The following is a 22,818-nucleotide window of genomic DNA, read 5'->3' as shown; positions in this document are numbered from 1 at the left end:
CCGTTCGGGGAGAGCGCGTACGGCCCCCTTTCCCGGGCGCTGTGCAACACGTCCTGAGCAAGGGAGCGATGGGTTCATGGTGCTTCACCGCATGGCGCGCAGCGGCATCCGACTGGGGACCCTGGCCGAACGGGCCGCCGCCCGCCACCCGGCCAACGTCCTCGTCCTCGACCACGACCTCGACGTCGCCCCGCACCTGGGGCGCCGCACCACGGTCGCCGAAGTCGCCGACCTCGTGGCCGACCTGGCCTCCCGGCTGGCGGCCGCGGGCGTCCGGCCCGGCGACCACGTCGCCGTCCACAAGGCCGACGGCCTCGACATCACCCTCCTGGCCTTCGCCGCCGCCCGCGCCGGCGCCGTCCCCGTCCTGCTGTCCGCCCGGCTCGACGGCGCGACCGTCCTGCGGCTGCTGCGCCGCGCCGGCCGGCCGTTCCTGGTCACCGACCGGCACAAGCTCGACCGCGAGCTGCCCCAGCCGGTCTTCGACGAGACCGAGCGCGTCCTCGTCGTCCGCGGCTCCTACCCCCGCGCCACCGGCCTCGAAGCCCTGGCCGGCGCCGAGCGGATCGCCCCCGTGCACACCGCGCCGCACCGCCCGGCGCTCATCACCCACACCTCCGGCACCACCGGTGTCCCCAAACTCGCCGTGCACACCGGGATCACCCAGGAGATCCGCTACCTCCTCCAGCTCTCCGCCCTCGCCCCCGTCGTGCCCCGGCGCGAGACCATCGCCATCCACGCCTCCTTCGTCCACTCCCGGATGATCAGCGTGCTGGCCATCGCCCTGCTGCGCGGCCTGCCCATGCTCGTCCTGGCCGACGAGAACCCCCAGCGGGCCGCGGACCACTTCGTCCGCATGCGCCCGGGCATCATCGAGGCGCACCCCAACACCTTCATGGCCTGGGAACCGCTGGCCGACGACCCCCGCCGCCCCTTCGCCAACGTCAAGCTCTTCAGCAGCACCTTCGACGCCCTCCACCCGCGCACCGTGCACCGCATGCTCGGCGCCTCCGGCCGGCGCGCCCCGCTCTTCGGCCAGATGTACGGCCAGACGGAGACCGGCCCCGTGGTCTGCCGCGGCTTCACCCGCCGCCGCTCCCACCGCGCCGACGGCCGCTGCGTCGGCTTCCCCTTCGTCGGCACGACCGCCGTCCGCGTCGTCGGCCGCGACGGCCGGCCGCCCTCCGCCCGCACACCCGGCTTCATCGAGGTGCGCAGCAAAGGGCGCTTCGTCACCTACCTCGGCGAACAGGAGCGCCACGACCGGCAGTTGTCGGCCGACGGCTGGTGGCGCACCGGCGACGTCGGCTACCGCACCAAGTGGGGCTGCGTCCACCTGCTGGACCGCGAGGTCGACGTCATCGACGACTTCGGCAGCACCCTGGACGCCGAGGACCGGCTGCTCGGCGGGATCGCCGACCTGACCGAGGTCGTCATCGTCCGCGGCGCCGACGGCCTGCCGGTCCCGGTGGTGTGCACCCACGACGACCGGCCGTTGGACGAGGCGGCCTGGCGCGCCGCGGCCGCCGCCCTCCCGCCCATGGCCCCGCCGGTGCACTGGCGCGAGGACGACCTGCCCAAGACCGCCACCATGAAGATCAAACGGTTCGAGCTGGCCCGGATCCTGGCCGAACGGCAGAGCGCGGCCCAGGGCCCCCGCCGGACCCCATGAACCGGCCCCCGTCCGCGGGAGACCGCCCCCGGGAGACTGCAGGAGACTGTGACGTGGCAGAGATGCGAGCCATCCTCAAACAGGGCACCTCCGTCCAGGTCGAGCACGTCCCCGTGCCGGAGCCCGCCGCCGGGGAAGTGCTCATCCGGGTGGCGGTGGCCGGCGTCTGCCGCAGCGACGTCAACGCCGCGCTCGGGCTCGTCCCCTGCGCCGACCCCCTCGTCCTGGGCCACGAGTTCTCCGGCGTCATCGCCGGACTCGCCCCGGACGTACGGGGGTTCGCCGTCGAGGACCGGGTGACCGTGATGCCGCTGATCCCCTGCATGAACTGCGAGCGCTGCGCCGAGGGCGACACCGAGAGCTGCCCCTACCACGAGTGCCTCGGCTTCCAGCGCCCCGGCGCCTTCGCCGAGTTCGTCACCGTCCCCGCCCGGGTCGTGCACCGCATGCCCGGCACGCTCACCTTCCGCGAGGGCGCCTACGCCGAACCCGTCTGCTCCTCGCTGGGCGTCCTCAAGGCCGACATCAAGCCCCCCGACCGCGGCCTGGTCCACGGCGCCGACCGCACCGCCCGGCTCGCCGAACGCGTCCTGCGCTCCTACGGGTTCACCTCCCTCGACGTCCGCGGCACCGGCACCGGCGAGGACCGCGCCGGGCGCATCCCGCCCGACACCTACGACTTCGTCGTCGCCAGCGAGCCCCGCGCCGAGGTCCTCGACGAGATGATCCGCGTCGTCCGCCCCGGCGGCCGCGTCATCGTCCGCGGCCGCCCCCTCGAACCCGTCCCCCTCGACCTCGCCACGGCGCTGCGCAAGGAAGTCACCCTGGAATCCGTCTCCTACGGCACCTTCGCCGCCTCCCTGGCCTTCCTCTGCCAGGAGCGGGGACACGTCTCCGATCTGCTCGGCAGCGTCCGCCCGCTGGAGGACTTCGAGGACGTCTTCTCCGCCGAGAGCGAGAGCCAGCGCCTCAAGAGCTTCTTCTGCCCCGACTTCGCCGGGATCGGCACCGACGAGATCGAGGCGTGGGCGCGGCTGATGGGCCCGGGGGCCTGACGGCGGCCGGTCCCGCGGCCCGTCCCGCGAGCGCTCCGGGTGCCGCGGACGGGCGACGGCGCGCGGGGGCCCGCCGGGGACGTGCGGAGTGCACGGGGGCGTACGGTTCCGCGGCGGGCTTCGGAACGGAGGCCGGGCATGCACTCACAAGAGTGGTCCTTCCTCTTGAACGTGACATTCCGGTCCAAGCTGGGTGGAGACCGTACGGACAGTGTCCACCGTCGGGAGGAGCACCGCCGGCATGAGCGATCCGTTCACCCGGGAGCCCGCGTGGGATCCCCGGCTCTTCCCGCCGGCCTTCCGCGCGCCGCGCGCCGTGCAGACCGCGCGCAACCTCCTGGATCCGCTGGCGTACGGGCAGGCCCTGCGCCGGAGGTTCGGCCCGGTGTACTCGCTGCGCATGTACCCCTACCGGGGCGCCCTCGTCTGCGCGACCGACGTGGCGACGAGCCGGGCGGTGATGACCGACCACAAGCGGTTCCCCGGCGGGGACGCCGCCGCCGGCCTGGCCGCCGTCGTCGGCGCCGCGTCGCTGATCTGCACGCCCCCGCCCCGGCACCTGCCCCACCGCATGCTCCTGCTGCCCCCCTTCCACGGCGAGCGGGTCACCCGCTGGACCCGGCGGGTGCGGGAACTCGTCCGCGCCGGACTGCCCGACCTGCTGGCCCCCGGCCCCAAGGCGGTACGGCCCTGGGCGCAGCGGCTGACGCTCGACGTCATCCTGCGCGCCGTCTTCGGCCTCACGGACCCCGCCCGCATCGCGGCCTTCCGCGACGCGGTGGACGCGTTCATCGGCATGGGCAACTTCCCCGTGCTCTTCCTGCCCCGGCCGCTGCGCCGCGACTTCGGCCCCCTCTCGCCCGGCGGCCGCTTCCTCCGGCGCCGCGCGGCCGTACGGAAGCTGGTCCGCCAGGAGATCGCCGCGCGCCGGGCCGTCACCGACCGCGCCGGCCGCGACGACGTGCTGTCCATGCTGCTCGACGTCCGCGACGAGCACGGCGCCGGGCTCAGCGACCAGCAGCTCCAGGACGAACTGCTCGGCCTCGTCCTGGCCGGCCACGAGACCACCGCCACCACCGTCGCCTGGGCCCTGCACCTGCTCGCCCACCACCCCGCCGCCCGCGACGACCTCATCGCCGACCTCGACGCCGGATCGGACCGGCTCCTCAAGGCGGTCCTCAAGGAATCCGGCCGGCTGCGCCCCGCCGTCTACGGCTCCCTGCGCACCGCCGCGCACGACACGGAACTCGGCGGGCACCCCGTGCCCGGGCACGCCTTCGTCGCCGCGATGTTCCCCCTCACCCACCTCGACCCCGAACTGTGGCCCCAGCCGCACGCCTTCCGGCCCGAACGGCACCTGGGCGCCGACCCCGTGCCCTACGCGCTGACGCCGTTCGGCGGCGGCGTGCGCCGCTGCATCGGGGTGTCGCTGGCGCACCTGGAGGTCGAGACCGTCCTGCGGGAGACCCTCGCGACCGCCGTTCCCGAACCGGCCGGGCCGCTGGAGTCGGCGCGGCTCATGACCGTCATGCTCGTCCCCGCCCACGGGGCGCGGATCCGGCTGCGCCGCCGGACGGCCCGAGTGGCGTGCCGGTAGGGGAGGCCGGCCCGGCCGCCGGGGTCAGCGGCGGCGCCACAGCGCGGCGGTGGTGAGGGAGAAGAAGAGCAGGTTGCCGACGCTCAGGGCCGCGCCCCGGAGCGCGGTCCCGGCCGCTCCGGGCAGCGCCTTGGTGATCAGCGCGCCGACGGGGACGAGGACGAGGGGCGTGGCCGCGCACATCCACCTCGGGAAGGCCGTCGGCCCCCGCAGCACGCACACGGCCATCCCGACGGAACCGGCCGCCCAGCAGGCCAGCAGGACCGCGTACGGGACGACGAGCACCGCGGCGATGTCGCCCGGCAGGCGGTGAGCACCTGCGCGCGGGCGCCGGAGTCGTGCACGGCCCGGGCGGCCCGGCCCCAGTAGGAGAACGAGCCGTGCGCGAAGGGCGCCAGCGCGAAGCCGGCCGTGAGCAGGGCGACGGGCGGCAGCGACAGCCGGCGCGGCGCGGTCCGCAGCCCGCACCACACGTGCCGGCAGGCCGCCAGGTACAGGGGGCCGGTCAGGAACGCCCAGGAGGGCTCCGACGGCGAGGCGCGCCGTCGAGGCGGGCAGCATGGCCGCCAGCGAGTCGCGGGCCGTGCCCTCGTACGCCGCCGGCAGCGGGTACCGGTCGGCTGTGCCCATGGGCTCGCCGAGCAGCAGGACGTCCCCCGCCAGCCAGGCGACCGAGGCCGGCACGCCCGCCAGTCCGGCCAGCCGTGGCCAGGGGGTGCCGAGGGGGAGAGGGCGGGGCGGGGCGGGCGGGGCCGTGGGTAAGGCCTCCGGCCGTGCCGACGACGTCATCGAGGAGTTCCCCCTCCGGGTCGACCAGGATCAACTTAGGTTAGCCGAGCCTAAATTGTCGATCGCAGGGGCGGGCCGCCGGGGGCGCGTCACATCGCCCGCAGGACGCGGCCGCTCACCTCCGCGGGCACGACCCGGATCCACAGGTCGCGCTCGCCGCCCGCCCACGGCCGCGCCCCCGGCCGCTCGGCGAGCGTGCGCACCACGTGCGGGTCGGTGACGCGGTCAGCGGTGCCCTGGACGAGCACACTCCAGCCGTTGCTCAGGTGCTCGTCGAGGTGGTCCGCCTCGAAGGCCAGCCGCTCCCCGGCGGCCACCGCCGCCGGTCCGTCGGCCTCCGTCCGGTAGACGACCGTGCGGGCGTCGACCAGGAAGTTGACCGGCAGGACGACGGGACCGGCCCCGCCGGACAGCCCCAGGCGGCCGATCCCGTGCGTACCCAGCCGCTCCCAGCACTCCTGCTCCGACAGCCGCATCAGCACCGGGCGGGCCGCCGGTGGCGCCTGGCCGGGCGCGGCGTCCGGACGGCCCGACACCAGCTCCGCGTAGGGCATCTCCAGGGCGGCGGCCAGCCGCATGACGGCGCCCGGGTCGAAGTCGCCCCGGAACGTCTCCAGTTGACGCAGATAGGCGACCGACATGCCGGCCCGCTGCGCCAGTTCCTCGCGCGACATGCCCAGCTGCCGACGGCGCAGGGTGGCGCGGGTGCCCAGCGTGTCGCCGTCGGACTGCACCGTTCCGTCTTCGTCTCGCACGGCCGCTCCTCCGCACTGTCGCCCGCCGCCGGTCCCCTCGTTCAGAGGATCAGACGGACCGGTGTCGTGCCACCGCTGGGCGGCCGTTCGGCACGGGTCAGGGCTGCGGAGCCACGTCCGGCGCCTCCGCGAGCCGGAGCTCCACGTTCACCACCCCGTCCACGGCCCGGACGAGCCGCGCCAGGACCGCCGCCAGCGACGGATCGGCCGGCGACCCGGAGAGCGTGACCACGCCCTCCCGCACCCGGGCCTCCACCGGGGGCCGCCGGTCGCGGAACAGGTGGGCGAGCACGTCGTCGCGGATCTCGCGGGCGATGTCCTCGTCCTCCCGCAGGTACACCTTGAGCAGGTCGCCGCGGCTGACGATGCCGGTCAGCATGCCGTGCGCGTCCACGACCGGGAGGCGCTTGACGCCCCTGCGCGCCATCACCCGGGCCGCCTCCGCGAGGGACGCGTCGGCGTGGACGGTGACCGCGGGCGTGCTCATGAGCTCCTCGGCCGTGCCCGCGTCGGCCTTCGCCAGCTCGTCGAGCCGCGGCGACAGCTCCGGCCGGGACGGGTCGCGGTCCATGAACTCCTCCTTCGGCAGCAGGTCGGCCTCGGAGACGACGCCGATGACCCGGCCCTCGCCCTCGAGCACCGGCATCGCGCTGACCCTCCACTCGGCGAGCGTCCTGACGATCTCCTTGTAGGGCGCGTTGCGGCTGATCGCCACGACCGTCTGGGTCATGACGTCGCTGACGGTGCGCCGGTTGTCGTTCATCGCTGACTCCTCGGGTCGCGATCCGACGGACCAGGAAGCGGGGAAGGGGCCGCGCACCCGGACCACGTTCCGCGTCATGAGCCCGCCGACCGCTCGGGGCCGCCGCGGCATGGCCCCGCTCCTTCTCCGGGGGCTTTCGGTGCCCACGATTCCAGCGTCGCAGGACGGGCGGCACCGCCGGAACGAAGCCGGTCGGCCACCCCGGCGCCCGCGCCGCGGTACTCACCGCGGCGGCGGAGCCCCGGTGGAGCGCAGCACCTCCAGGCGCCGCCGGTACTCCTCCTCGTCGATCTCGCCGCGGGCGAAGCGCTCGGCGAGGACCTGTTCGGCGGGCGCCGTGGGCGGAGGGCCCCAGCGGGTGTGCTGGTGCGGCCGCCCCAGGGAGCGGGCCAGCAGGACCAGGGCCGCGACCACCACGGCCCAGAAGAGGACCATGCCGATCGACATGGCGACCCAGCCCCAGCCGCCGCCGTGGTCCCCGTACCAGAACGTCATCGTCGGTCATCTCCCGGCCGGACGGTCCCCTCCTCCCAGCCTGCCGCACGGCGCGGCCGGGGGCGGCCCGCCCTCACCGCGGTTCGCCGCTCCCGGCCGGGCCGTAGAGGTCCAGGAGCCGGGTGCGGGCGGCGCGCAGGCGCCGGCCGATGGTCTCCGCGACGTAGACGAGCAGCGCGTGGTCGAGCTCCGGGTCGCGGGCGCACAGCGCGCGGACCTCGTCGGCGTCGAACTCCCAGGCGCGCACGGGGCCGGTGGCCTCGGCGCCCAGGTGCCACTGCCGGGGCGCGAACAGCCAGGACCAGCCGAGGAGTTCGCCGGAGCCCACCGTCTCGATGACGGCCGGGCGGCGGCCGGGGACGTGCAGGTCGAGGGCGACGGTGCCGGTGTGCAGGACCCAGAAGCGGTCGGCGTGCCCGCCCTCCTCGAAGATGCGGGTGCCGACCGGGAACGACACCTCGCGCGCGGCGGCCAGCAGCGTCTCGCGCCGGCCCTCGGGCAGGGCCCCGAAGACGCCCGCCCGGGCCATCACGGCGGCTCCCCGGCCGGGAGCGCGTCCGTGCTCTCCTGCGGATCCCGCGGGGCGGTGGCACACGCCATGCCCCCAGCGTGACCGCACCCTCGCCGGCCCGCACCCCGAGCGGGCCGCCCCGCCCCCGCGGTGGCCGTTCCCCCGCGACGGAGGTCTCCTGAACGGACGGGGTCTCCTGGACGGACGGAGATCCCCGGATGGTGGAGGGAGGCGACGACGGCCGTGCCGGAGCGGAACCCACCGGAGGCACCCGGGTGGACCTGGGAGTACACCGGCTACGACCCCGCCACCGAGGGGCTGCGCGAAGCGCTGTGCACGCTCGGCAACGGACGCTTCGCCACCCGGGGCGCCGCCCCCGAGAGCCCCGCGGGGGCCGGGCACTACCCGGGCACCTACGCGGCCGGCTGCTACGACCGCCTCGTGTCGTCCGTCGCCGGCCGCGAGGTCGAGAACGAGGACATGGTCAACCTCCCGAACTGGCTGCCGCTGCGCTTCCGCCCGCTCCCCGACGACGGCCCGCCGGGGCCCTGGGCCGTCATGGACGACGGCGGGTTCCTCGACCACCGGCTGACGCTGCGGCTGCGGCACGGGACGCTGATCCGGACCTTCCGCCACCAGGGCGCCGACGGCCGCGTCCTGGCCGTCGCACAGCACCGGCTGGTCCACATGGGCGACCCGTACACCGCGGCGCTGCGCACCGTCCTCACCCCCGAGGGCTGGAGCGGCCGGATCGAGGTCGAGTGCGCCCTCGACGGCGCCGTCGAGAACGCCAACGTGCCGCGCTACCGGGACCTCGACGGCCGCCACCTGACCGGCTTCCGCACCGGGACCGCCGGGCCGGACACGGTCTGGCTGCGCTGCCGCACCCGCACCTCCGACATCGCCGTCGCCCTCGCCCAGCGCACCACCGTCACCAGCGGCGGACCCGTGGACGCGCGACGCGAGGCCCGCGCCCGGTGCGCGGTCCACCGGCTCCGGCTCGCCGTCGCCGACGGCCGGCCCGTCACCGTGGACAAGACCGTCGCCCTGCACACCTCCCACGACCGCGCCGTCAGCGACCCCTTCACCGCGGCCGTCGAACGCGTCGGCGCCGCACCGGACTTCGCGGAGCTCCTGCGGACGCACACCGTCGCCTGGGAGCAGCTGTGGCGGCGCGCGGACGTGCGGTTCCCGGGGGAGGCGGGCCGGGTCCTGCGCCTGCACGTCTTCCACGTGCTGCAGACGCTCTCCCCGCACACCACGGACCTGGACGCGGGGGTGCCCGCGCGCGGACTGCACGGCGAGGCCTACCGGGGCCACGTCTTCTGGGACGAGCTGTTCGTCCTGCCGTACCTGAACCTGCACTTCCCCGAGGTGTCCCGGGCGCTGATCGACTACCGTCACCGCCGCCTGCCGAGAGCACTCCTGACGGCCCGTCAGGAAGGCCGGGCCGGGGCGCGCTACCCCTGGCAGAGCGGCAGCGACGGCCGCGACGAGACGCAGACGCTGCACCTCAACCCCCGTTCCGGCCGCTGGCTCCCGGACCGCTCGCGGCTCCAGCACCACGTCGGCTCCGCCGTCGCCTACAACGTGTGGCAGTACTGCCAGGCGACGGGCGACGAGGAGTACCTGCACACCAAGGGCGCCGAGATGCTGCTGCCGATCGCCCGGTTCTGGTCCCACAGCGCCGTCCACGATCCCGCGAGCGGCCGCTACCGCATCCGCGGGGTCGTCGGCCCCGACGAGTACCACGACGCCTACCCGGAGTCCGCCGCCCCCGGCATCGACGACAACGCGTACACCAACGTCACCGCCGCCTGGGTCCTGGGCCGGGCACTGGAGCTGGTGGGGAGACTGCCGGGGCGGCGGCGCCGGGAGCTGGCCGAGCGCGGCGTCCTGGACGCGGAGGAGCTCGCGCGGTGGGAGGAGGTCGCCCACCGCCTCCACGTGCCGTTCCACCGGGGCGTCATCGGCCAGTTCGAGGGGTACGGGGACCTGGCCGAGCTCGACTGGGACGCCTACCGCGCACGCTACGGCGACATCCGCCGGCTCGACCGGATCCTGGAGGCCGAGGACGACACGGTCAACCGCTACCAGGCGTCGAAACAGGCGGACGTGCTCATGCTCGGCTACCTCTTCTCGCCCGCCGAACTGGCCGATCTCTTCCGGCAGTTGGGCTACGAGCTGACCGACGGCACCTGGCGCCGCACGGTCGACCACTACCTGCGGCGCACCAGCCACGGCTCCACCCTCAGCAGCCTGGTGCACGGCTGGGTGCTGGCCCGGGCCCGGCGGGCCGACGCCTGGCGGTACTGCCGCGAGGCGCTGGAGGAGGACGTGGCGGACGTCCAGGGCGGCACCACCGCCGAGGGCATCCACCTCGGCGCGATGGCCGGCACCCTCGACCTGGTACAGCGCGGTCTCACCGGACTGGAGACCCGCGAGGACGCCCTGTGGACCGACCCGGTGGCGGTTCCCGGGCTCTCCGGGTTCGGCTTCACCCTCCGCTACCGGGGGCACTGGGGGATCGGCGTGCGCCTCAGCGGCGACCGCCTCACCGTCAGCGTCCCGGAGTCGGCCGGATCGGCCCTGCGCATCGTGCTCCGCGGACGCCCCCTCACCGTCCGGCCCGGCGAGACCCGCACGTTCACGCCCGCCCGCGGCGGCCGCTGACCCGGCGCGGCCACGGACGGCGCACGCTCGTCACGGCACCGCCGCCCGCTCCCCGTCCGGATCCGGATCCTCCGGCCGCACCCGTCCCCCCAGCCGCACCGACAGGCACTCCCGGGCGATCGCGTCCGCGTCGCCCAGAATGACCGAGTCGACGCCCGGCCGTATCCCGGCGGCCGTCGCCCAGTGCACCGTCTCCGTCGGCACACCGAAGGCGAACCGGTACGGATGCGGGCGGCCCGCCGCGTCCACCAGGCGGTACGGGCGCGGCGTCACCATCAGCCCGCCCGTCTCCACATGGCCGTCCCACCCGGAAGGGATCAGGTAGGGGCGGCAGGCGCCCCGGGCCCGCAGGTCGCGCACCAGGGGATCGGTCGTGCTGCGTACATCCACCTCTGGGAGCCGCGCCTCCACCAGCGTCGTCACGCGCCGCTCCGAGCCCGGCACGGCCGCCGAGGCGACCGCGAAACCGCCGGGCACCGGGGCCACCCGCATCCCCGGCCCCACCATCTCCACCACGCCCGCCTCGATCAGCGCGATCAACTCCTCGATGCGGCGCGGCGGCGGGCCGATCGACAGGTACGCGTTGAGCGGGGTGAACCAGGTGCGCAGCTCGTCGCGGTACGACTCGCCGGTGATCCCCGCGTGGTCCACCGCGAGCCGCACCTCGTTGCGCAGGTCCCGCAGGACGTCCAGGGCCGCCTTCAGCGGACCGTCCACGTTGCCGAGGCGGGCCTCGGCGAGGTCGTCGCGGAGGTAGCCCAGCAGCCATTCCCGGTAGGCCGCGGGGCCCGTGAACTCCCGGTCGCCGTACGGCCGGCAGATCCGCTCCCAGTCCCACGCGTCGTCCCGCACGATCCCGAAGCGCTCCAGCAGCCGTTCGTCCACCGGCGTGCCGAACGGCTGCCGCAGGTACTCCCTCAGGAACGCCTCCCGCTCGCCGCGGCGCGACCGCCGGGCCAGCAGGGCCGCGAAGTACACGGCCGTCACCTCCCGGTCGATCAACGGCCACACGTCGCGCAGGAAACGAATCTGCTCCCCGTTCCGCCGCCGGCGCCGCAGCGCGGCGATCCGCTCCTGGGTCAGCACCACCGGCCGGTGCCGGCCGAAGGCGCCCTTCTGGTTCTCGCCGCGCGCGTGGTACGGCACTCCGCGCCGCGACCCGGCGAACAGCCGGGGCTCCCAGCCGGACGGCAGGTAGCGCAGCCGGCCGCCCGCCGTCCGGTGGAAGGAGCCGCCGCGGCCCACCGTCAACAGGGCGAGATAGTCGAAGAAGTTGAGGCCCAGGCCGCGCAGGGCGACCCGTTCGCCCGCCGCCACCGCCCCCAGGTCCGCCTCCGCCGGGCTGGCCGGCGGGAGGTAGCCGAGGCCGTACCGCCGCGCGTGCCCCAGCAGTTCCGCCTCCTCCGGGCACGTGGCCGCCGGCATGTCCAGGTGCCCCTGCGCCAGGACCACGCAGTCCACCAGCAGCCGCGCCCCCGTCTCCAGCGTGACGACCTGCGCCGCGCCCTCCGCCTCCGTCAGCCGCACCGCCCGGTGCCGGTGCGTCCGGACGGTCACCCCGTCCGGCGCCGTACGCGTCAACAGGTCGAGCACCCACGTCAGATAGCGGCCGCAGAAGGCCCGCGAGGGGTACGACCCCGGGCCCAGCCGCGCGGCCTCCGCCCGCACCCAGCCCGGCACCGCGCCCGCCGGCTCGGCCGGCACCACGTCCTTGGCCCAGTCGTACAGGCTCGGCCCCGGCCGGATCGGCCCCGCGCAGCTGACGCTCCGGTCGGTGAACATCGTCACCTGCGCCGCCACCGTGTTCATCAGCAGCTCCCGCGGCTGCGTGCTGCGCCACACCCGCCCGCCGGCGCCGAGGTAGGGGTCGACGACGTGGACGACGACGGGCCGGCCCGCCGCGCCCGCGTTCGCCGTCAGGCGCTCGACCACCGACAGCCCGCGCGGGCCCGCGCCGATCACGGCGACCGTTCTGGCCCGTCCCTCGTCCACCACCGCCACCCTCCCCCCGTCGTCAGCGGCAGATCAGCAGGGAGCTGCGGGGCGCCCGCTGGTAGTCCTCCCAGAACGCCGCGTTCCAGCGTTCGTCCGGCGGGGGCGTACGCGTCGACTGCCACCGGACGTTCCCGAACCCGGCCTCGCGCGCGGCCTGTTCGTAGTCGGCGCGCTGCCACTCGTAGTACGCGAACGGCACCGGCGGGTCGGACAGGAACTCCATGCGCATCAGCGGTGCCTCCCCGCCCGGCACCCGCTCCACCAGCCGCGCGCCGGCGGCGCCGTGCGCCTCCTCCAGGAAGGGGCCGGTGTTGGGCACGATCGCCAGCAGCGTCCCGTCCGGCGCCAGATTGGCCCGGATCGCCGCGAACATCGCGCGCTTGACCGCCCGCGTGGGCGCGTAGTTGAACAGATAGCTCGCCGTCGCCACCGCGAAGCGGCCCAGCACCGGCAGTTCGGCCGCGTCCGCCACCAGGTACCGGATCCCCCGCGGCTCCCGGTGCTCCAGGGCCCGCGCCAGCCGCACCATCTCCGCGGACACGTCCACGCCGATCACCGGGGAGGCGCCGCGCCCGGCCAGCAGCCGCGCGATGTCGCCGTGCCCGCACGCCACGTCCAGCGCGGGCTTCCCGCGCAGGTCCCCGCAGGCCCGCAGCGCGTCGAGGAGCGTGTGGGAATCGGCCACGCAGAAGGCCGCGTTCTCCTTCATCCGCGCGTACCGTTGCCCGATCACGTCGTACTGCGCCTTCTCGGTCATCTGCCCTCACCTCGTGCGGACGGGACGGGTGGTGCGGCGGACCGCCGCCGGGGCGTGCCCCGTGCGGGGCGCGCCCTCGTCCGGCAGCGCCTGGACGGTGGCGGCGGCCTTGAGCAGGATCTCGGCGTACTCGGCGGCCGGATCGGAGTCCAGCAGGATCGCCCCGCCGGTCCCCGCGGTCAGGACGCCGTCGTGCAGGACGGCGGTGCGGATGACGATGCTCAGGTCCGCCGGGCCCGAGGCGGACAGATAGCCGAGCGCGCCCGAGTATATGCCGCGCGGCCGCTTTTCGAGCCCGTCGAGGATGTCCAGCGACCGCAGTTTCGGCGCGCCCGTCATCGACCCGCCGGGGAAGCACGCCCGCACGGCGCCCACCGCCCCCACGTCCGGGCGCAGCCGGCCCCGGACCGTCGACACCAGCTGGTGGACGGTGGCGTAGCTCTCCGTCGCGAGGAACTCGGGCACCTCGACGGTGCCCACCTCGCAGACCCGGCCGAGGTCGTTGCGGAGCAGATCGGCGATCATCAGGTTCTCGGCACGGGTCTTGGGGTCCTCGCGCAGCGAGCGACACAGCGCCTCGTCCTCCGCCGGGTCGTCGCCGCGCCGGGCGGTGCCCTTGATCGGCTTGCTCTCCGCCGTCCGGTCGCGGTCCACGCGCAGGAAACGCTCCGGGGAGGCGCTGAGCACCCACGTCCCGCCGAAGCGCAACAGGGCGCCGTACGGGGCCGGGTTGAGGGCGCGCAGCCGGGTGTAGCAGGCGAGCGGGTCGTCGGGCGCGGGCAGGGTGACCGTGTTGGTCAGGCACAGCTCGTAGCTCTCGCCCGCGTACAACTGCCGTCGGCACTCGGCGATGTCGGCGAGGTAGCCGGCCTCGGGGCGGGCCAGGGCGGCCTCGGCGCGGCGGGCGGCGGCCCGGGTGTCCGGCGGGCGCGCGGCCGCGGCGCCCGGCGGGCGCCGGGTGTGCGGCAGTTCGCGCACCGCCCGCGCGGTCGCCGCCAGCCAGTCCTCCGCGGCCTGCGGCTCGCCCGGCTCCTCCGGGCGGCACAGCGCCACCAGCCAGGTCCGCTTCTCCCGGTGGTCGACGGCGACGAAGCGGTCGCAGAACAGCCACTGGGCGTCCGGGGCGGGGGCCCGGCGGCCGTGCGGGGAGCCGCAGTCGGCCCGCAGCTCGTACCCGAAGTAGCCGACGTACCCGCCGGCGAAGTCGAACGGCGGATCGTGCGGCGGGGCCACCGACCGCACCCGCAACCGCTCCTCCAGGACGTCGAAGACGCTGCCGGGGCAGGTGGTGGTCACCCCGTTGCCGTGCCGGACGGTCACCCGCCCCTCGCCGGCGCGGTACGTCAGCAGCTCGCCCAGCGGGCCGGACGCGTCACCCAGGAAGGAGAAGCGGGAGAGCCCCTCCGCCACATGCGCGCTGTCCAGCCAGAAGACCGGGTCGCTGTCGCGGTACAGGGCCGTGAAGACGGCGCGGGTGTCGGTCTCGCCGGGCAGGACGGTGTACTTGACCTCCAGCGGCGGCGCGCCGGGGGCCGGTCGCGCGGCCGTCCGGCGGGGGGCCGCGCGCGGGGCCGAGGGCCGGGCCGCCGTCCGCCGGCCGTCCCGGCGGTGGGCGGCGCGCGCCAGGGAACGGAAGTTGGCCATCAGCCGGGCACCGTGCTCCGAGGCCACCGACTCGGGATGGAACTGCACACCCCACCACGGGCGTTCGCGGTGGGCCACCGCCATGACGACCCCGTCCTCGGCCCGCGCGGTCACCCGCAGGACGTCCGGCACGGGCTCGGCCAGGCACAGCGAGTGGTAGCGCACCGCCGTGAACTCCCGTGGCACGCCCGCGAACAGCGCGTCACCGGTGTGCGTGACGGTCGTCAGGTGCCCGTGCCGCGGGCGCGGGGACTGCACCACCCGGGCGCCCGCCTCCGCCCCGAGGCCCTGGTGGCCCAGGCACACGCCGAGCACCGGGAGGCGGCCGTCGGCCAGGACGTCCCGCGAGCGCCCGAAGTCCCGCGGTCTGCCGGGGCGTCCGGGGCCGGGGGAGATGACGGCCGCGTCGTAGGAGCGGAGGTCGACGCCCTCCCACGCCGGGTCGTCGTTGGTCAGGACGTCGGGTTCCGTGCCGTATTCCGCGGCTATGAGCTGGAAGAGGTTGTACGTGTACGAGTCGTGGTTGTCGACGAGGAGGACTTTGATGGCGGGCTCCGAGGTTCGCGCCGGACGGGGGACCCTGTGCTGGGTGTCCCCTCGTCCCGGCCGCAAAAGCACCCGGCTCCCCGGCCACACGGATGGACGCACGACATCGGCCGTTCGCCACGGCCGGGTTGCGGGCCCCGACCCCCGGGCTCAGCGCCAGAACTGCGCGAGGATGCCCTCCTTGAACGGGGTGGGCGGGATGGTGAGGTCGCCGGAGAACGGGCGGTCCAGGGTGAGGACGAGGAGGACGCTCACGCCGATCAGGGCCGCGACCGCGCCGACGAAGACGATCTGCACGCGGATGCTGCGGATCCCGTACACCCAGGTCAGCGGGATGATCACGAGCGCGCCGCCCAGGACCAGGACGGTGAGCAGGACCGGGAGCTGCTCCTGGGAGGTCGCGAGCCGGCTGCGGCGCGCGGCGGCGACGCCGCCCAGGTTGGAGACCGCCTGGGCGTAATAGGCCTTCTGCGCCTCGGTGGTGGGCTCGTAGGTCTGGAACGCCCGGTAGAGGGCGACGACTTGGGGGTTGGTGAGGTTCGGGTCCGGATGCCCCTCGCGCATGCGCGGCCACTGCTTGTCGACGATGGCGTGCACGTACGCCCCTATGGCGGAGGATACGGCGCGCTGCTGCGCGGGCGGGAAGACCGCGGCGTCCCGCAGGACTTCGGCGGTCTGCGTGGCCTCGGTGGCGACGTTGTTGCGGGCGGTGCCCAGGGCCTCCCACTCGGCCACGATGACGAAGGCCAGGATGATGCCGTAGATCGCGCCGTAGATGCCGAGGACGACGCCGACGGTCTCGTTGTGCCGCCCCGCGACGGTGTGCGGCATCCGGCGCCGCACCAGCAGGCCGCCGGCCACGGCGAAGAGCACGATGCCGCCGATGAAGACGGTGGCCAGGGCAGGGGTGCTGAAGGTGTTGAGCAGCCAGAGTTCCACGACGCCCTTCCGCGAGCCGTCCGGTCGGTCCTTTCCGGATCATCCCGTGGTGCGGGGGTGCCGGGCGGGCGGACGGCCCGGGGAGCACAGGGCCTTCGCAGCCGCTTCACCGGGACGTCGTCCGGAGGCCCGGAAAAAACCGGATGCGGAGGGCCGGGCTCCGCGTTAGCATGCCTCCCATGCCGACGCCCCGCATCTCCTAGCCGAGGAACCCGCCTCCACGCCACCCGTGTGTTCCTCAGCCCTTCCGGAGCGTCATCCCATGATCACCGCCCGTGGTGTCGACCTGCGCGTCGGCCCCCGCCTCCTGCTCTCCCAGGTCTCCTTCCACGTCGCCCCCGGCGACCGGGTCGGCCTCGTCGGCCGCAACGGCGCCGGCAAGACCACCCTGCTGACCGCCCTGGCCGGACGGGCCAGGCCGGCCGCCGGCACCATCACCCGCACCGGCGGCGTCGGTTACCTGCCCCAGGACCCGGCCGCCGCCGACCCCGCCGCCACCGTCACCGAGCGGATCCTGTCCGCCCGCGGCCTCGACGGGGCCGTCCGCGCCCTGCGCCGCACCGCCGACGCCATGGCGGAGGCCACCGCGGAGGCCGGCCGGGAGCGGGCCATGAACGCCTACGCCCGCGCCGAGGCCGAGTTCCAGGCGGGCGGCGGCTGGGCCGCCGAGGCCGAGGCGGCCCGCGTCGCCGCGGGCCTCGGCCTGCCCGCGCACGTCATGGACCGGCCCGTCGGCACGCTCTCCGGCGGCCAGCGCCGCCGCGTCGAACTCGCCCGCGTCCTGTTCGCCGGCCACCCCACCCTGCTGCTCGACGAGCCGACCAACCACCTCGACGCCGACTCCGTCGCCTGGCTGCGCGGCTTCCTCGCCGACCACCGCGGCGGCCTCGTCCTCATCAGCCACGACACCGGCCTGCTCGCCGCCACCGTCAACCGCGTCTTCCACCTCGACCCGCAGCGCGCCGCGCTCGACGTCCACAACACCGGCTGGACCGCGTACCTGGAGCGGCGCGCGGCCGACGAACGCCGCCGCGCCCGCGAACGCGCCAACGCCCAACGCAAGGCCGCCGCCCTGCACGCGCAGGCCGACCGCATGCGCGCCCGCTCCGCCACGGCCGTCACCGCGCGCAGCATGGCCCGCCGCGCCGACCGGATGCTCGCCGGCCTCGAACCCGCCCGGCGCGCCGAAAAGACCGCCCGCATCCGGCTCCCCGAACCCGCCCCCTGCGGCCGCATCCCCCTCGGCGCCGTCTCCCTCGCCAAGTCCTACGCCGGCCGGCCCGTGCTCGACGGCGTCGACCTCGCCGTCGACCGCGGCAGCCGCCTCGTCGTCCTCGGCCTCAACGGCGCGGGGAAGACCACCCTATTGCGCCTGCTCGCCGGCCGCGAACGCCCCGACGCCGGGCGCGTGGTGCGCGGACCGGGGCTGCGCGTCGGCTACTTCGCGCAGGAGCACGACACCCTCGACGGCGACCGGACCGTCCGCGCGAACCTGGCCGCCGTGGCACCGCACCTGACCGACGGCGAAGTGCGGCACGTCCTCGGCGCGTTCCTCTTCGGCGGGGACGACGCCGACAAGCCCGCCCGCGTCCTGTCCGGCGGCGAGAAGACCCGCCTCGCCCTGGCCTGCCTCGTCCACTCCGGCGCCAACGTCCTGCTGCTCGACGAGCCCACCAACAACCTCGACCCCGCCTCCCGCGACGGCGTCCTCGCCGCCGTGGGCACCTACCCGGGCGCGATCGTCATGGTCACCCACGACGAGGGGGCCGTCGACGCGCTGCGCCCCGACCGCGTCCTGCTGCTCCCGGACGCGGACGAGGACCTGTGGAGCGAGGAGTACCGGGAGCTGGTCACCCTCGCCTGAGCCGGGCCGTCGCCGCCGCGCGCAGCTCCCCGCGCACGGCGGCGACGGCCGTGCGGAGCGTGCGGGCGGTCACCTCGGCGGGGATCATCGGCACCGGGGCCGGGAGCCGGCGGGCGCGCTCCAGCAGGCCGGTGCGGTCGCCGGCGCCGTCCGCGATCCAGCGGCCCATCGCCTCGCGCAGGTCGCGGCGCACGGCGTCGGGGACGGACTCCCAGCGGAACATGGGCAGTTCGAGGGTGAGGACGGGGATGCCGAGGGCGTCCGGCAGGAAGCACCCGGCGCTCTCCTGGCCGCGCACGCCCAGGCGGGCGGCAGGGAAGTAGGCGTAGGTGCGCGGCCCCAGGCGGTCCGTCCAGGCGGCCGGCGGCACCGTGCCCGCCGGGTGGTCGGGGGAGCGCAGCAGGGCGTCCTCCAGGGCGGGCCAGGGGCGGTGGGCGTAGAGGTAGGGGAAGGGGGAGAACGCGTCGTTGTGGAGGAGGAGCAGCGCCTCGGCCCCGGTCGCGCCGACGGCGCGGCGGAAGGCGTGCGCGCGCCGCTGCCCCAAGGTCGCCGGCTCCGCCGCGGTGTGGGAGAACTCGGCCTGGTCGGGGAGGGGCGGCAGGTGTCCGCCGGCGAGGAAGGCGAGGAGGTCGCAGGGCAGGGGGAAGCGGCCGGCGGCGGGCGGGGGTTCGACCGGGCCGACCAGCCACAGCCCCTCCGGGTCGCCGGCGTAGTCGCCGGTCCGCGACAGGACGACGTTGCCGAGGGGCTCGTTGGCGTGGGGCAGCAGGCCCAGGGCGACGGCGGGCCCCTCCGTCCCGCCGACGCGCGTCGCGGTGACCGCGTCGTGCGCCGGCCACGCGTACCACGCCTTCTGGGTGGGGGAGTTCACCAGATGCTGTACCCCCCGTCGGCCACGAGCACGTGTCCCGTGACGTGGTCCGACATCGCCGAGGCGAGGAAGAGCAGCGGGCCGTTGAGGGAGTCGCCGCGGCCGACGCTGCCGTTGGGCATGAAGCGGTCGACGAAGGACCGGCCCGCCGGGGAGGCGAAGTAGCCGGCGTTCTTGGGGCCTTCGAGGTAGCCGGGGGCCAGGACGTTGGCCTGGACGTGGCGCGGGGCGTACTCCAGGGCGATGCTGCGGGTGAAGCCGATCAGGGCGGCCTTGGCGGCGGCGTAGGCCGCGACCGTCGGCACGGGGTGCATCGCCAGGACCGACGAAACGTTGATGATCTTTCCGTGGCCGCGCTCGCCCATGCCCGGGGCCAGGCGCCGGCACAGCCGCACGGCGGGCCGCAGGTTGGCGTCCAGCATGCCGTCGAGCTGCTCGTCGGAGGTGTCGGCCAGGGTGATCGAGACGCCGGAGCCGACGTTGTTGACGAGGACGTCCACCACGGGCCACTGGTCGGCGACCGCGTCGCAGAACGCCGGGTCCGCCAGGTCCCCCACCAGGTGGCCGGCGAGCACGCCCGCCGCCCGCAGGCCGTCCAGCGGCCCCTGGTTGCGGTCCACGGCGAGCACCTTGGCGCCCGCCTCCGCGAAGGTGTGGACGGCTTCCCTGCCGATGGCCCCGGAGGCCCCGGTGACCAGGACGTGTTTGCCGTCCAGTGAACAGAGCGACTCGATCCGCTTCACACCGCCTCCTTGTCACACTGCTTCACCCTGCATCGTCCCTTTCACACTGCGTCCTCGCGCCGGGTCCTCGCCGTACCGAGGTGGCCGGCCGGCTGCGCAGCCGCCGGCCGGCGCAGCTGGACGGACATCGTGGCGCCCGCCGCCAGCAGCAGCGCCGTGCACGTCAGCGCCAGGCCCGTGCGGTGGAGCCGGTCGACGAGCAGGCCCAGGAAGGGGGCGAGCACCGCGAAGCCCAGGCTGGTGGTCGTCGTGACCAGGCTCATGGCCGCGGCCTCCCCGTACCGGCCCAGGTCCCGCATCACCCGGGCCCGGTAGCGCGGCAGCAGCCGGGCCTGACCGGCCTGGACGAGGACGCCGCCGGCGAGCGCCACCGCCGCCACCGGCACCGTGAACGCCAGCGCCCCGGCGGCGGCCAGCAGCACCGGGACGCGCAGGGTCCAGCCGCCCGGCAGCAGGTAGCCGAGACCGGCCGCCACCAGGGAGATGCCGGCGCTCGCCGCGCCGGTGAGGTGGGCGTCGACGCCCGCGCCGACCAGGAACGCCGGGACGAGGTAGAGCAGCGCCGCGAACGCCGTGCCCGTGAGGACCATCGCCGCCAGGTCCAGCCGCAGGGCGGGGGAGGCGCGCAGGGCCCCGTACAGCCGGCGGGCCCAGGCGGCCATGCCCAGCCGCTCGTCCGCCCCGCCGCCCGCGCCGCCCGCCGTACGGCAGTCCGGCACGGTGAACAGCAGGGCCACCGCGGCGAGTTGGGTGATCCCGGTGGCCAGGAACGTCGCCGGGAAGCCGATGAGCGACAGCGCGCTGCCGGCCACGAACACCGCCGCGTTCCAGCCCAGGCTCGTCGACTGCAGGATCCGCTCGCCCCGCTCGAAGGCCGCCTCGAACGCGGCCTCCCGCGCCGGGTCCGCGCGCGCCTCCCGCCGCAGCAGCGCCCCCGCCAGGCCCGCGTCGGCCCCCTGGGTCAGCGCCATCGCCCCGGCGAACAGCGGCTGGGCGGCCCAGAAGACCCCCGGGTGCGCCCACAGGCCCAGCAGCAGCGCCCCGGCCGCCTCCAGGGACGCTCCCACCACCAGCGCCCGGCGCGGTCCGATGCGGTCCGCGAACTGCCCGGCGGGCAGATCGGCGAGGACGACCAGCAGGGAGAAGAACGCCTCGACGGCCAGCAGGGTGCCCAGCGACACCCCGATGTCCTGCGCGTACAGGACGATGAAGGGGACGAAGAAGTAGCCGCGCAGCAGCACCCGGGCGCCGAGCAGCCGTCTGTAGCCGCGGGGCCAGGCCCGGGTGCGGCCCGCCGGGGCCGCTACGGGTGCGCGCACGTCACTGCCCCGGTGCGGCGGTCAGGGCGTCCCAGCTGCCGGGTTCGGACTGTTCCAGCCAAATCAGTTCCTCGTAGATCCGCTTGTAGTAGGAGCAGTGCTCGGACTCCCGGTCCAGCCGCTTGAAGTGGGTGTAGCTCTTGTGGACGCAGCCGCCGTGGCACAGCTGCTTCCAGGTGCACACGGCGCACTCGGGGATCTCCTCCACGTGCCGCTCCCGGAGCGTGCGCACCACCTCGCTGGTGTCGACGGCGTTGCGGATGGTGGTCCGGGCGAGGTTGCCGATGACGAACTCCGGCTTGCCGATCATCTCCTCGCAGGGGTAGAGGTCGCCGTTGACGTCCACGGTGATCATATTGACACCGGCGCCGCACGGGTTGCGCATGCACATGTACTCGCGGCGGAAGGAGCGCAGCGAACCCAGCTCGCCCGCCACGAGGTTGGCGAGCGGCACGACCTTCTCCCCGGCCCGGCCGCGGGCCGCCACGTGGCGGACGACGCCGAAGTACGCCTCGAAATAGCGGTCGCCGGTCAGCCAGTCCCCGTCGTCGGCCTTGCCGGTCTTGAAGACGGGCAGGAAGCGGATGCTCTCCACGCCGAGCTCCGCCATCGAGTCGTACATCTCGGTGACGCGGTCCACGTTGCCGAGGTGGACGACGCACACGGCGTGCACCGGCACCCCGCGCTCCTGCAGGCGCCGGATGCCCTTGACGACGCCCCGGTAGGTGCCCTTGCCGCCGCGGTCGACGCGGAACTCGTCGTGCATGTCCGGGGTGCCGTCGAGGGAGACGCGCACGGAGAAGCGGTTGTCGGCGAGGAAGTCGCGCACCCGGGGGCTGAGGTTGTAGCCGTTGGTCTGGATCGAGAAGACGGCCTTCTTGCCCGCCGCGCCGTAGACGCGCCGCGCGTAGGCGGTGACCGCCTCGATGTCCGGCATGGCCATGGTCGGCTCGCCGCCGTGGAACTCGAAGCTGGTGAAGGCGGTGGGCATGGCCACCATCTCGTCCACGGCCTTGCACATCAGCTCCCGCCCGATCTTCTCGGGCGGCGCCTCCTCGTCGATGGTGTAGCAGTAAGTGCACGCCAGATTGCACCAGTTGTGGACGTGGAAGACGGCGAGCACCGGATAGGAGTTGTGGGCCGTCCTCGGCGTGAGGACCTTCAGCTCGCCGGGGCGCGCGCTGGAGGTGGCGTAGGCGACGCCGTCGAGCGCCACCAAACCCCGGCGGAACAGCTCCAGCACCGCCTCGCGCGGCACCGCGGTCTCGGCCTCGCCCATCGTCGTCCCGGATCCGCCGTCCAGCCGGCCGAGCAGACCGACGAGCGCCTCGTCGTCCGTCACGGTCCAGCCGGCCGTGCCCGGCGAGACCACGAGGGTCCGCCCGTCCCGCTCGATGAACCGCAGCCCGTCCGTGGCGGTCACCCGGGTGGCGGGGGTCAGCGACAAACTCGGCATGTCATTCTCCTGGATCGGCAGGGGGTCGACGGGCCGGTGAGCGGGGCGGGGAGCGGCCGCACCGCTCCCCGCCGCGCCGGTCCGGTGGCACCGGATCAGGTGGCCGTCCAGCTGGCGGCCACGGTCTCCTCCTCCTCGGGGAGCTCCACGGTCTCCTGCATCGTCAACACCTCCCCTCTCCGACGGGCGCCCCCGTCAGCGCGTCGGAACGGCGCTTCGGCGGGGTGCGGAAAGGGACACTACGGATCCGGCCGGCTGTCGTACGACGCTCCTTTGCGACATTCCGAATGCGGCTTTTCATGGGGATTGCCGCATGACACACGTGTCCGGTCTGTCAGGTTCTGCCGTCATGACCAGGTATGGCGTGAACCGTA

At 75.0% G+C, this 22,818-nt stretch carries 18 protein-coding genes; 5 read left to right on the top strand and 13 right to left on the bottom strand.

The genetic code is table 11. The features are described from left to right. Nucleotides 1-76: 76 nt before the first annotated feature. The 3 genes from AC230_RS20245 (at nucleotide 77) to AC230_RS20235 (ending at nucleotide 4,324) form a co-directional block, all read left to right on the top strand. A complete protein-coding gene (locus AC230_RS20245; RefSeq protein WP_049717710.1) occupies nucleotides 77-1,672 on the top strand; it encodes an AMP-binding protein in 1,596 nt (531 codons plus the stop codon). A 62-nt stretch (nucleotides 1,673-1,734) separates the two neighbouring features. Then, nucleotides 1,735-2,727: a zinc-dependent alcohol dehydrogenase gene (locus tag AC230_RS20240; RefSeq protein ID WP_049717709.1), complete on the top strand. Its 993-nt coding sequence runs from the start codon at nucleotides 1,735-1,737 to the stop codon at nucleotides 2,725-2,727. Between the two features lie 241 nt (nucleotides 2,728-2,968). Then, nucleotides 2,969-4,324 (top strand): cytochrome P450, encoded by a 1,356-nt coding sequence (locus AC230_RS20235; RefSeq protein WP_049717708.1) that lies wholly within the window; start codon nucleotides 2,969-2,971, stop codon nucleotides 4,322-4,324. Nucleotides 4,325-4,348: 24 nt separating this feature from the next. On the opposite strand, the gene AC230_RS20230 is transcribed toward AC230_RS20235, so the two are convergent. The 5 genes from AC230_RS20230 to AC230_RS20210 all read right to left on the bottom strand — a co-directional run bounded on the left by AC230_RS20230 (nucleotide 4,349) and on the right by AC230_RS20210 (nucleotide 7,655). Further along, nucleotides 4,349-4,609, bottom strand: a complete 261-nt coding sequence (locus AC230_RS20230) for a DUF6796 family protein (protein WP_049717707.1) — start codon at nucleotides 4,607-4,609, stop codon at nucleotides 4,349-4,351. A 593-nt stretch (nucleotides 4,610-5,202) separates the two neighbouring features. After that, nucleotides 5,203-5,868, bottom strand: a complete 666-nt coding sequence (locus AC230_RS20225) for a helix-turn-helix domain-containing protein (protein ID WP_049717706.1) — start codon at nucleotides 5,866-5,868, stop codon at nucleotides 5,203-5,205. 97 nt (nucleotides 5,869-5,965) lie between these two features. Beyond that, the gene (locus tag AC230_RS20220; RefSeq protein ID WP_049717705.1) at nucleotides 5,966-6,631 is read right to left on the bottom strand and encodes a CBS domain-containing protein; all 666 of its coding nucleotides are present in this window, start codon (nucleotides 6,629-6,631) and stop codon (nucleotides 5,966-5,968) included. A 222-nt stretch (nucleotides 6,632-6,853) separates the two neighbouring features. Next, nucleotides 6,854-7,126 (bottom strand): SHOCT domain-containing protein, encoded by a 273-nt coding sequence (locus tag AC230_RS20215; protein WP_049717704.1) that lies wholly within the window; start codon nucleotides 7,124-7,126, stop codon nucleotides 6,854-6,856. 73 nt (nucleotides 7,127-7,199) lie between these two features. Continuing rightward, nucleotides 7,200-7,655 (bottom strand): cyclic nucleotide-binding domain-containing protein, encoded by a 456-nt coding sequence (locus tag AC230_RS20210; protein ID WP_049717703.1) that lies wholly within the window; start codon nucleotides 7,653-7,655, stop codon nucleotides 7,200-7,202. 225 nt (nucleotides 7,656-7,880) lie between these two features. Here AC230_RS20210 and AC230_RS20205 point away from each other — a divergent pair, with 225 nt between their 5' ends. Continuing rightward, nucleotides 7,881-10,310, top strand: a complete 2,430-nt coding sequence (locus tag AC230_RS20205) for a glycoside hydrolase family 65 protein (protein WP_049717702.1) — start codon at nucleotides 7,881-7,883, stop codon at nucleotides 10,308-10,310. Between the two features lie 30 nt (nucleotides 10,311-10,340). On the opposite strand, the gene AC230_RS34360 is transcribed toward AC230_RS20205, so the two are convergent. From AC230_RS34360 to AC230_RS20185, 4 genes are all read right to left on the bottom strand, one after another. After that, nucleotides 10,341-12,305: an FAD/NAD(P)-binding protein gene (locus AC230_RS34360; protein ID WP_198535573.1), complete on the bottom strand. Its 1,965-nt coding sequence runs from the start codon at nucleotides 12,303-12,305 to the stop codon at nucleotides 10,341-10,343. Nucleotides 12,306-12,324: 19 nt separating this feature from the next. Continuing rightward, nucleotides 12,325-13,062: a class I SAM-dependent methyltransferase gene (locus AC230_RS20195; RefSeq protein ID WP_241833298.1), complete on the bottom strand. Its 738-nt coding sequence runs from the start codon at nucleotides 13,060-13,062 to the stop codon at nucleotides 12,325-12,327. Between the two features lie 6 nt (nucleotides 13,063-13,068). Further along, on the bottom strand, nucleotides 13,069-15,318 hold the full coding sequence (gene pabB / locus AC230_RS20190) for an aminodeoxychorismate synthase component I (protein ID WP_338399817.1): 2,250 nt from the start codon (nucleotides 15,316-15,318) through the stop codon (nucleotides 13,069-13,071). An 84-nt stretch (nucleotides 15,319-15,402) separates the two neighbouring features. Continuing rightward, entirely contained in the window at nucleotides 15,403-16,191 is a 789-nt protein-coding gene (locus AC230_RS20185) for a bestrophin-like domain (RefSeq protein ID WP_049717701.1), read from the bottom strand. Nucleotides 16,192-16,453: 262 nt separating this feature from the next. Between AC230_RS20185 and AC230_RS20180 the strand changes: the two genes are divergently transcribed. Beyond that, nucleotides 16,454-18,055, top strand: a complete 1,602-nt coding sequence (locus AC230_RS20180; RefSeq protein WP_078871422.1) for an ABC-F family ATP-binding cassette domain-containing protein — start codon at nucleotides 16,454-16,456, stop codon at nucleotides 18,053-18,055. On the opposite strand, the gene AC230_RS20175 is transcribed toward AC230_RS20180, so the two are convergent. Genes AC230_RS20175 through AC230_RS20160 form a run of 4 tightly spaced genes read right to left on the bottom strand, consistent with a single transcriptional unit; the run spans nucleotide 18,042 to nucleotide 22,444 of the window. Next, on the bottom strand, nucleotides 18,042-18,926 hold the full coding sequence (locus AC230_RS20175; RefSeq protein ID WP_049717700.1) for a hypothetical protein: 885 nt from the start codon (nucleotides 18,924-18,926) through the stop codon (nucleotides 18,042-18,044). The genes AC230_RS20180 and AC230_RS20175 overlap by 14 nt on opposite strands. Beyond that, nucleotides 18,923-19,669 carry an SDR family NAD(P)-dependent oxidoreductase gene (locus AC230_RS20170; RefSeq protein ID WP_049717699.1) on the bottom strand — a complete coding sequence of 249 codons (747 nt, stop codon included), beginning with the start codon at nucleotides 19,667-19,669 and terminating at the stop codon, nucleotides 18,923-18,925. Before AC230_RS20170 ends, AC230_RS20175 begins: the two co-directional genes overlap by 4 nt. Before the next feature lie 41 nt (nucleotides 19,670-19,710). After that, entirely contained in the window at nucleotides 19,711-20,988 is a 1,278-nt protein-coding gene (locus tag AC230_RS20165) for an MFS transporter (protein ID WP_049717698.1), read from the bottom strand. A gap of 1 nt (nucleotide 20,989) precedes the next feature. Further along, nucleotides 20,990-22,444: a radical SAM/SPASM domain-containing protein gene (locus AC230_RS20160; protein ID WP_049717697.1), complete on the bottom strand. Its 1,455-nt coding sequence runs from the start codon at nucleotides 22,442-22,444 to the stop codon at nucleotides 20,990-20,992. Nucleotides 22,445-22,818: the final 374 nt, after the last annotated feature.

It is taken from the genome of Streptomyces caatingaensis, from assembly GCF_001187435.1.
GTDB lineage: Bacteria > Actinomycetota > Actinomycetes > Streptomycetales > Streptomycetaceae > Streptomyces > Streptomyces caatingaensis.
This window is presented reverse-complemented; position numbering and strand designations above follow the sequence as displayed.